The sequence below is a fragment of the Candidatus Blochmanniella pennsylvanica str. BPEN genome, from assembly GCF_000011745.1.
GTDB lineage: Bacteria > Pseudomonadota > Gammaproteobacteria > Enterobacterales > Enterobacteriaceae > Blochmanniella > Blochmanniella pennsylvanica.
In genome coordinates this window covers 508,522-520,404 of sequence record NC_007292.1, presented here as the reverse complement: position 1 = coordinate 520,404, position 11,883 = coordinate 508,522, and the positions used below count along the sequence as shown (strand labels likewise).

6 protein-coding genes are annotated in these 11,883 nt (G+C 26.5%); 2 read left to right on the top strand and 4 right to left on the bottom strand.

Annotation, left to right across the window (positions count from 1 at the left end; all coding sequences use genetic code 11):
- Nucleotide 1 precedes the first annotated feature (1 nt).
- Both BPEN_RS02155 and ribA read right to left on the bottom strand, forming a co-directional pair.
- Complete coding sequence (locus BPEN_RS02155; protein ID WP_011282967.1) at nt 2-1,564, bottom strand: anthranilate synthase component 1; 1,563 nt, start codon at nt 1,562-1,564, stop codon at nt 2-4.
- Between the two features lie 3,039 nt (nt 1,565-4,603).
- Entirely contained in the window at nt 4,604-5,203 is a 600-nt protein-coding gene (gene ribA, locus BPEN_RS02150) for a GTP cyclohydrolase II (RefSeq protein WP_011282966.1), read from the bottom strand.
- A gap of 1,803 nt (nt 5,204-7,006) precedes the next feature.
- Between ribA and BPEN_RS02145 the strand changes: the two genes are divergently transcribed.
- Both BPEN_RS02145 and BPEN_RS02140 read left to right on the top strand, forming a co-directional pair.
- The gene (locus BPEN_RS02145) at nt 7,007-7,795 is read left to right on the top strand and encodes an enoyl-ACP reductase FabI (RefSeq protein ID WP_011282965.1); all 789 of its coding nucleotides are present in this window, start codon (nt 7,007-7,009) and stop codon (nt 7,793-7,795) included.
- A gap of 255 nt (nt 7,796-8,050) precedes the next feature.
- Nucleotides 8,051-8,704: an MBL fold metallo-hydrolase gene (locus tag BPEN_RS02140; protein ID WP_011282964.1), complete on the top strand. Its 654-nt coding sequence runs from the start codon at nt 8,051-8,053 to the stop codon at nt 8,702-8,704.
- A gap of 167 nt (nt 8,705-8,871) precedes the next feature.
- Here the strand turns inward: BPEN_RS02140 and BPEN_RS02135 are convergent, their stop codons facing one another.
- Together BPEN_RS02135 and asnS are read right to left on the bottom strand one after the other, a co-directional pair.
- A complete protein-coding gene (locus BPEN_RS02135) occupies nt 8,872-10,077 on the bottom strand; it encodes an amino acid aminotransferase (RefSeq protein ID WP_011282963.1) in 1,206 nt (401 codons plus the stop codon).
- 218 nt (nt 10,078-10,295) lie between these two features.
- Entirely contained in the window at nt 10,296-11,708 is a 1,413-nt protein-coding gene (gene asnS, locus BPEN_RS02130) for an asparagine--tRNA ligase (protein ID WP_011282962.1), read from the bottom strand.
- Between the last annotated feature and the right edge of the window lie 175 nt (nt 11,709-11,883).

Sequence of the window (11,883 nt, the reverse complement as noted above, 5' to 3'; positions counted from 1 at the left end):
GTTAAAATAACTCCTTAGAACCATGTGCTGTAGAAATGGCATGTAAAACAGCGCGCGCTTTGCTACGGCTTTCATCAGCTTCTGATTGAGGTATGGAATCTATTACCACACCGGCTCCTGCTTGTATTGTAGCTATTTGATTTGTGACGTAGGCTGATCGAATGATGATACATGTGTCTAAATTTCCAGCACCAGTTAGGTATCCAATAGCGCCTCCGTAAGTGTTACGACGTGTACCTTCTACTTCATAAATCAGTTCCATGGCTCTAATTTTTGGAGCTCCAGTTAATGTGCCCATATTCATACATGCACGATAGGCATGTAGTATATCAAGATCATGACGCAATTCTCCCACCACTCTAGACACTAAATGCATAACAAAAGAGTATCTATCTACTTTTAATAAATCAGCGACATAACGGCTACCCGTTTTACAGACACGTGCTAAATCATTTCTTGCTAAGTCTACTAACATGAGATGTTCTGATAATTCTTTATGATTTAAGCGCATTTCTAATTCTATACGGTTATCTGCATCTGTATCCAATGATCCGTCAGTACGATAAGTTCTAGCTCGTGTACCAGCGATGGGGTAAATTTCAATTTGTCGAGTATCTGCATTGTATTTTAAAGAACTTTCAGGAGAAGCTCCGAAAAGTGTAAATGCTATGTCTTGCATAAAAAACATGTAGGGACTAGGATTATTAGTTTTTAATACATGGTATGCTGCTAATGGTGAAGGACAGGGAAGGAAAAATCGTCGTGAAGGGACAGCTTGTAATATTTCTCCTTGACGTATAGATCTTTGTATTTTACGTATAACTCGTTTGTATTTTTCGTCATTTGGATCACAGCGTAATGTCATATTATGTATTTTTTTATAAGGAATAGATTGCGGTGTTTGGTTAATTTGGGTTTTTAATTGATTCATCCTAGTTTGTAATCGATCTTTTTCTAAGATATTTGGACTAAACAAGGTAATTTGTAACGAAGCAGTATATTGTTGATGATCAAATACTAATAATGTTTCGGCTAAATAGAAACAGTAGTCTGGGCATGTATAAGTATTGATTAACCGAGGAAAATATTCAAAACAAGATATTAAATCGTAGGAAAATAAACCTCCTAAAAATGTAGCTTTGGGGGTATCATGAAGAGGTTGTATTATTTTTAACAATGAGCGTAGACAATCAAATATTGAAATCGATCGTAGACGTGTATCTTCGTCAGTCATGGTCTGTGTTGTAGGAAACATAAATTTGATGCTGTTAGAAGTTTTATGAATTTGTATTTTTGTGGGTAATGTTTGTACTAGTAATGGAAGTAAACTTGCACCATTTTTAGTTAAAGCTTGTACAGTAACAGTTGATCCATAAGCGGTAATACGCAATGCGCTATCAACAATCATCATACTTTCTATGTTGTGTTTTTTATTAATTTCTGCTGATTCTAATAATAATGTCGAATTACGTTTATTACATAATTGATTAAAAACGGCTGCTGGATTAGAATGATAGCGCACTTGAATATTTAGACATTTCATCTGATTTTTTTGATATTTCATTATTTTTTAAATTTCCCAGTGATTTATTTATCAAAAACCTCATTTATATTTAAGGATCTAATTGCAATATTTTCAATCATAGTAATATTCTAAATAATTGCTTAATTACTAGAAATGATTTCAATGAGAGAATACTCATTTTTATTGCGATGTGATTATATATATTTTATAGATGCACGAATGCTAATGATATTAGTAATACTATTTTTTTTTTAAAATGTCAAATAGCAGTAATTGAAGGATAGTAAAAAACATTTTTTAATTAAATGCACTAATTTATATCTATTTTTTAATAGACAGCTTATTAATGAATAATCTGTCTATTATTTCTATAAATATCAAATGTATGATTTTTTATTTAAAGTATAATTATTGTGAAAAATATAAAATCATACTAAATTATAATTAATATATATATTTTATTAGTTTTTATAGGTCTTGGTGGTTTTATTTGGACAGATGTTATTGTATAAGCAGCTATAATATAACTTAATAAATGTACTTAAATAATACTATTAAAAACATATGTTTATACGCACGTGAAATATATTATGAATATATTTTTTAGATATGTGACTTTTCTTGTCATGTTGGGACATGAAATTATTTAGTTGTTACATTTGGTTTGCTGTGTTAATTTAATGGTAATTTTAGGCTAACATTAGGATAATATATTTGTATAATTTTATGCTATTTAATGGTGTAAAAATAATTAATAAAAATATTTATATAAATGTTTTGATTAATAGCTATGAAGGTTTATTACATGGGATGTATATGAATTTTTTATTATTTTAATTAATGATATAAAGATTAAGATTGTGTTTAATAACATAAATAGTTAACTATTTATGTTATTAATATATGTGTATATAATGTACATATAAAGACAGCTTATTGAGAAACTTTGTTTATCTTAAAGAAGATGAAACAGTTATGTTCATTATGTTTTTATTTACGCGAATGTAATTAATTAATTTAATAACTAGTAAGCTACTTTTTATTAAAAATAAAAATTTTTACAGTATTTGGAAAAGGATTATTTTAAATATATCAAGATATGTGCAAGATATAGTTTATTTATATTAATGGTATGAATTCATTTTTAATTGAGTTTATAAAACAGTGATTAATGGAAACTTACAAGGATTTTTATTTAAATTATTCAAAATAAATATTGTTATAGAAACCATTATCGTTTGTTGGTTACATCTCATTTAATTCATGATAGGTTAAGTATAAGTATGCATGTCAGTAAGTTGGTTTAAATGTATTTAGTCGTAATGATATCATATATATATTTAATATTACATATAAATAAATTATTTTTAATTTTTAGTGTCTATAGAAATTTTAATTGACAAGATTCTAATGAATTATGGATCAAATAATGATTTATGTGCATTGGAATGATATGAATAAAAAACTAGATATAATAATAAAAAATAATTAAGTTTAATAATTTTTTATGGATAAAATGTTATTAAATTAGTATTTATATTATAATATAAATACTAATATTGTTTGTTGATAGTATATTATACTAATGTATAAATTTTTTGCAATGGGAATTGCAGTATTGAATTAGTATGCATATATACATCTGTGGGTATATGAATTTATATGTATGTGACATTAGTGATTAGATATATTTTTATTAACCGAATTTAATATGTAATATTCATTACAATAATTATTGTTATATAGTCAACGTGGCTATATAGTTGAATGTATTATTTTTAGAGGAGTTTTAAAATAAATTGATGATAGATGATACTCCAAAATAATATTATATAATAAACTTTAAATTAAGTCTAGAATTATTATTTTTATATATGAATGAAATATTTTAACTTATATTTTGATATGTTTTATTATTAATTGTGAAACAAAAAATGCTAGTAACTATGTTATTATAGCAATAGTTGTTTGTTAATGAATTTATATTGATAGAGTTATTTTTTTAAATTGTGGTTTTATGTATTTTAAAACAGAAAATATTAGTAGTAAGTAAATTATTTGAAATTTCAGAGTTGTATAGCATCAATTTTATTGTATATACACATCGGAGATATGTGAAGTGGTTTTAATTAAGGTTAGTTAACAACTAAATATTAGTTGTGTTCTATAGAGAAAAAATTGGAAAATTTATGTAATGGTAATATTATTAAAGAATTTATGTGTGGAGTAGGATAGAATTGATTGCTTATTATAATAATAATTTAAAGTTGCTTTTGTTTGTAGATGATCGATTATTTGGATCAAGAATTATTTTTTTGAATATATTTTTGTTGGGTATTTGAAATTAAAATAAATGTTTGAATATGGATGGATATTCGGGTATGTAATTTATTTTAGATAATAGGGAGTCATAATTAGAATATATATAGATTACGCATATGATACGAATAAGTTCTGAATAAAAGGATAACATTTTTTTATACACAGGAGTATATGATTTTTTAAATTTGGTATAGTTAAATTGGAATGAATTAATATGTTAATAAAGGGGTTGTATTTAATGCAATAAATAAGACTTTAATTGTGGTGTATGTATTATTTAACGAATTTGAAAGGTAATAGTTTTTTGAATAAAAGAAAGATATTATGTTTGTAGATATTTTTCATACTTTGAAAGTATGTGTAATTTATGATAAATTAGTGTATATTAAAATTAATTAAATTTAAATATTGTTTATCAATAGATTATTATTTTTTAGTTATTTTTATTTAGAATAGACTTATAATTAAAGTCGGGGTTTTTTCTATAAAAGAATAAATAAAAAATGATTTTTTAAAGATACAACTTATAAAAAAGTTTGGATAGATTTTATTATGTGAATTAAATGGATTTAATTTTGTATATATAATTTAAATTAAATACTGATATTTAAAATTATAATTTTCTTGATTGAAGAAAAGAAGATTTGCTCAAGTAAACAGAGCATGCGCGTATTATTATTTTGTATATACAGAAGTAACTAATAAATTTGTTACATAAAAACATTTTTGTTTTTTTCGTTATCACGTTTATAATTTTTATTTATGATAACTATAAAATAAATGTCCTAATTTAGATGCTTTGGTATCTAAATATCTAGAGTTTTCTGGGTTTCTTCCTACAATTAACGGAACTCTTTCTGTAATATTAATACATGATTTATTTAAGATTTCTACTTTTTTTGGGTTATTAGTTAAAATACGTATTTTTTTTACGCGCAGTAATTTTAAAATATCTGCGCAAATAGTAAAGTCTCTTTCGTCGGGAGCAAAACCTAAACATTGGTTTGCCTCTACTGTATCAGCTCCGTTATCTTGCAATGCATAAGCACGAATTTTATTCAATAATCCGATATTACGTCCTTCTTGCCGATGATAAATTAGAATACCGCGTTTTTCTTCTGTAATGCAATGTAATGCGGTTTTTAATTGAAATCCACAATCACAACGTGAACTAAATAAAGCATCTCCTGTTAAACATTCAGAATGTATTCGTGTTAATACTGGATCTGATCCAGTGATATTTCCATATATTAATGCAATATGATTATGGCCAGTGAAATTTTCTTCAAATCCTACTATTAAAAAATTTCCCCAAAGTGTTGGTAATCTTGCTTCTGTCACCCGCCTAAGTCGCATGTTATTGCCTCTCTCAAGATGTCATCAAGAATGTTTATTTTTATTAAAGCATTGATAGTTTCTCAATAATAGTATTGAAGTACAAAATATGTTATATATACAAATATCTGTATTATGTTTGTTATAGTGCGATAACTTTGTTAATTAATAATTTCGATATTGAATATCATTGCTATACATATAATTGTTTAATTTTTTAATAACATATATTATATGTGTTATTTATATTACAAATAATATTTGTTAGTTTTGTTCTTTTTAGTGAGTTTTATTAAAAACTATATGAAAAGATGATATTAAATCAGACAATTACAACTTGTATCTACAATTTTAAATATTGATATCTTTTTGAATTTTTAAGTTATATTAGTATAATGTATTTAATAACATTTATGAATATCTATTGCAGATTATTAATTTGATTAAAATTTTTTAAAACAAATAGGAATGATATACGTAATTGGTATTTATTTTCATATATGTTTGTAATTACAGAGAAAATAAATACTTTGATATTTAATTGTACCTATTATAAAAAAGAATAAATGATTGCGGATAGAGAAAATATTATATGTTTGTAATTTTTTCGATATGAAATTAGTATAACAGTTAATAAAATTAGTTAATATCTGTATGCAGAGATCTTATTGGATATTTATTGTTAAAAGATGATGGTATTGCAGGTTTGAGCGTATATATTATTAATATAAATAAATAAAATGATTTTAGTAAAATTTTTATATTGTTTGTTATGAACGTAATAGGTTTAAGGAACTAATACAATCCTAATTGTATAAGATTTTATTTTCTATTTTTTACATTAACATATAAACTATAAAAATATAAAAGTATAAACTAATAGAATGATAAATTCTGTTTTTAGGTAAAAATAAAAAAATTGATATGTGATATTAACTCATGTTAAATAATAGAAACGAATAATAGAAGTATTAAAATGTGATTGATTTTTTTAGATAATTTATTCTAATTTTATATAGAAATGAAAAAAGAATCCGTGCATGATCCATTTGATATATACTCAGATTTAAATTGCGTCTTAAGATAACAATGATTATGAATATTATTCACAATTAATAGTGATTATGTAATTATAAATGTAACAATTATTTTTTACATATATCTATATTTTATAATTTAGAGTGTCTAAAGTGATTAGACAGATCTGGATTTATCTCAAAATTAATATTTTTGAGATATACTAATAAGTAAGTTAAATTTAATTTAAGACTTTATAACAATATAATTAATAAAATTTTGGTAAATATATCGCGACAGATATAAAACAGAGTATTTAAAAATTTTTAAGATGAATGATGAGTAATAATGATTTGATAGATTGTTTACAAATATAATTTTTTAATAAATTTTTTGATAGTTGTGGTGGTTGCATAGAAGCAGATGGTGTATGTTTTTAATTAAAATATATTAGAATATTTTAATTAATGATCATTAATTAATTATCGCAAAATAGAGTTGGGGCATGACACGAGAATAGTTTATTATGGTTGAAATTTATATTGATGTTTGCGATATGGCAAATGTAGATTTCAATGGTAATGAAACATACAGTTTGTAGATATGATTATTATGACAGTAGTAATAATATTTTATGAATTTTTTAATAGTAACTTTCAATTAAGATTGAAAACGATGTTGCTGTAATAATAGACAAGTTTATAAAAATGCAATAATATTTGTTACAATTAATTTTAAATGATTGATGTATTGATTATATTTTTTAAATATTGGTTATAAAAAACCTTATATTTTGGAGATACAAACATGGCATTGCTTAGTAATAAGCGAATTTTAGTTACCGGTGTAGCTAACAATAAATCTATAGCTTACGGTATAGCTCAGGCCTTACATAGAGAAGGCGCTGAATTAGCTTTTACTTACCATACCGATAAATTAAAATTGAGAGTACAAAATCTGTCTAAAAATTTTGATTCTAATATTGTATTACCGTGTGATGTATCCGAAGATTCTTATATAGATAAATTATTTGTTGAGTTGAGAAAAAAGTGGTCGACTTTCGATGGTTTTATACATGCGATAGCGTTTGCTCCTACTGATCAATTGAAAGGTGATTATGTAGATACTGTTACTCGTGAAGGGTTTACATTATCTCATGTTATTAGTTCTTATAGCTTTGTAGGAATAGCTAAAGCATGCGAAAAAATGCTTAACAATAGCGCATCCTTAGTTACATTGACTTATTTAGGTGCTATGCGTGCTACTCCTTATTATAATGTAATGGGATTAGCTAAGGCTTCATTGGAAGCGAATACTCGTTATATGGCCAATACCATGGGACCAAAAAAAGGTATTCGCGTTAATGCGATTTCTTGCGGGCCTGTTCGCACTTTGGCGTCCTCTGGTATTAAGAATTTTAAAAAGATGTTGTTGTGTTATCAAAGGCAATCACCGATGCGTCGTAATATTTCTATTGACGAAATTGGAAATGTTGCTGTATTTTTATGTTCTGATTTATCATCTGGTATTACTGGTGAAATAATTTATGTTGATGGAGGATTTAATATCGCATCTAATATAGATGATGTAGAATGATTAATATAAATTAGTAATGCGGGATATAGTTATTATATTTGAATGTTTGAGATCGTTCGTGTTTTTAAAAATTTTTGGTTATAGTGAATATGTGATTTCTTTATAATTTATTTTTTATTGTAGAATTTAATATTTAATTTTTACAATGTGATTGTGTTATAAATATGATTTGTGATGGTTAGATTCGTGTTGTAAGAATAATATTAGAATAATTATTAGTTTTTAGAAATAGATGTACACGATAATGGAATGGATATGCAATATAATATTATACCAGTTACTCCTTTTCATCAAAATTGTTCAATAATTTGGTGCGAAGTAACGCATGAAGCAGTTTTAGTAGATCCTGGAGGAGAAAGTGATAAATTACGGTCAGAAATAGATAAATTAGGAGTAAAGGTAAATAAAATTTTATTGACTCATGGTCACTTTGATCATGTTGGTAGCGCTATGGAGTTACGAGAATATTATAAAATTCCAATAATAGGCCCAAATAAAGCTGATCAATCGTTATTAGATAATTTGTCTGTTCAATGCAGAATATTAGATATAGATCTTCCTAACAATAGTACTACTGCGGTCATCCCAGATGTTTGGCTAGAAGATGGTGATACAGTACAAGTGGGTCGTGAAGTTTTTGATATATTACATTGTCCAGGACATTCTCCGGGACACATAGTATTTTGGAATAAAATACGAAAATTTATGGTGATGGGAGATGTATTATTTAAAAGAAGTATTGGTCGCACGGATTTGCCCGGAGGGAATATTGCAGTCTTAATAAATTCTATTAAGACTAAATTGTTTCCATTGGGAGATGATATTCTTTTTTTACCGGGACATGGTAGCAGCTCTACGTTGGGTTATGAGCGTTTAAATAATATTTACATAACACATGCTATATCATAGAATAGTAAAAATTTATGATTCTCTTCAATGAGAGAAATTCTTTAAATCTAAAAAAGGCCGATGCGTGTACGTCGATTTATTGTTTGTGTTTTATAAATATTTAATGCATTTATTTTAATTAAAATAAATGCATTAAATATCCACCAACCATCTTGGTGATAAGATGGTTATGCTGTTGTATGTAAAGTTTTAATTATAGAATTGCTGACATAATTGATGTTGTCGTCTGATAACCCAGATAAATTAATTCTACCCGCTCCTACTAGGTAAATACCAAATTGATTTCTTAATCTTATCACTTGATTTTCATTTAAACCCATAAAAGAAAACATACCACATTGTCGCTCAATAAAACTGAAATCTCTATTTTTGTCATTAGTTTGCAAAGTGTCTGCAAATAATTTTCTCATATGATTGATGCTTTCTCGCATGTTTTTGAGTTCTGTTTCCCATGTAGATCGCAAAGTTTTGTTATTTAATATCAAAGATACAACGGATGCTCCATGAGCTGGTGGATTAGAATAATTGCCGCGAATAATAACGCGTAATTGACTTAATGCGTGTTCAGCATCTTTATTATTATTAGTGATTACAGTGCACGCCCCTATCCGTTCATTATATAAACCGAAGTTTTTTGAATAAGAATTACATACTATCAACTCTGAATTTTTTTTACAGAAAATATATAAACCTTCAAGATCTTCTTGTAAACCACGCGAAAATCCTTGATAAGCTAGATCAAATAAAGGTAGCCATTGTTTTTTAGCTGATAATTCCGATAGTATATCCCATTGTTCAGCGTTAGGGTCAATTCCTGTAGGATTATGACAGCAACAATGGAATAATACGACATCATTAGGATTAACGTCTTTCAAACTTGAATATAGTTCATTAAAATTTAGTGAATTAGTTACACTATTATAATAAGGATAAGTATATACTTTTAATCCTGCAGCAAGGAAAATATTTCTATGATTAATCCAAGTAGGAGAACTAATCCATATGCGTTTAGAATTAGTATTTTTTACTATAAATTCAGCTGCAATACGTAACGCACCAGTCCCTCCAGGAGCTTGAACAGTTCGCATACGTTTTTTTGAAATGATAGAATTATCATCTGTTCCAAATAATAAATATTGAGTTGCAGTATTAAAGGAATGTAAACCCTCTATGCTAAGATAATTTTTACTGATTTCATGTTTTAATAACCATTCCTCAGCTTGTTTGACGCTAGTTAAAACAGGAGTATTTTTCAGTTTATCGATATATACTCCTATTCCTAGATTAATTTTATTTTTTCGTTCATCAGCATCATAAATTTCTGATAAACCAAGAATTGGATCATCAGGTGCCATTTTAATAGATTTAAACATAACATGCATCCGTATTTATTATAATATGCAGAATATTTTATTTATATCAAAAACTATTATGTTTTTCCAATTATTTATATTGAAATTTTCAATTTTAATAATATAAGAATGTAAATATATAATCATGCATATAATATATGTATATATGAATTATTTTTAAGCATTATATAATTAGATTTATTTTGTTTATGTATTTATGTCTATGCCTATAGATTTTGTCAAAAATTAATGTTTTTTGAGGTTCTGGGAAATGGAATGACATCTCTAATATTTTTTATTCCTGTTACATATATCATTAATCTTTCAAAACCTAATCCGAACCCTGAATGAGGCACTGTTCCGTAGCGTCGTAGATCACGATACCACCAATAATTTTCTTGTGTTAAACAGTTTTCTTGTAATCTTTGATCTAATTTTGATAATCTTTCTTCTCTCTGAGAACCTCCAATTATTTCACCAATCCCGGGAACTAAAATATCCATAGATGCCACAGTTTTATTATCATCGTTTAAACGCATGTAGAAAGCTTTGATGTTTTTTGGAAAGTTTTTTATTATTACTGGGGATTTAAAATATTCTTCCGACAGATATTTTTCATGTTCAGAGAACAAATCTGTTCCCCAGTGGATTGGATTATTAAATTTTCTGTTGCATATTTCTAGTAATTTTATTGCTTCAGTATATTCTATATGATTGAATTTAATCTCAGAGAAATTTTCCAGGATAGTAATAATATTTTTGTTTATTTTATCAACTAAGTATTTTATATCGTCGGAACGTTTTTCAAGGAGTATTCTGATGATGTTTTTAAGTAAAGATTCTGCTAAAATAATAATATCATCTAAGGTCATAAATGCAGCTTCTGGTTCTATCATCCAAAATTCAGCTAAATGTCGATTAGTATTGGAATATTCTGCTCTAAAAGTTGGACCAAAAGTATATACTTTTGATAGCGCACAAGCATAAGCTTCTGCATTTAATTGACCTGATACTGTTAAAAAAGCTTTTTTACTGAAAAAGTCATAGGTGGTGTCGTGAGTATGATGTAATTTTTCGTTTGGATTATTTAAAATTTTTTGAGTTTCTGAGGTAGATACGCAGAACATTTTGCTACTTCCTTCAGTGTCACATGCAGTAATTATAGGAGTAGGAATCCATATAAATCCTTGTTTATGCAAAAAGTTATGAATAGCTTGTGATAATGTGTCTCTGATGCGAGCAACAGCACCAATTGTATTAGTACGTGGTCTCAGATGAGAAACTTCACGCAGATATTCCATAGTATGTTTTTTGGCAGTTATTGGGTAAGTACTAGGATCTTCTATCCATCCTAATATTTTAATGTTTTTTGCAATTACTTCAACATGTTGTTTTATACCAATGGATTTAACTATTATTCCCACAATTATAACTGAGCAACCGCTAGTTAAACGCAATATCTCATTTTTATAGTTATGTAACTTATCATACGCAATTATTTGTAACGAGTTGATACATGAACCATCGTATAAATCTAGGAAGGAGATTTTAGCTTTAGAATCTCGTCGGGTTCGAATCCAACCTTGTATAGTAATTTCAGTATTTTTTGATACATGACCGCTTAGTATATCTACTACTGATACTACATTCATTTTATAGTCTCCTGATTTTTAGACTAATAATATTTTAATTTTTAGTTATATTGTAAATATTAAACATCATATACTGATAATTGTATTTGAAATAGTATATAGTATATATAGCTCACAATTTTTTATTTCTTTGAGTACACTCGTAATCAGATATAGATAATTGTTACAACTTAAT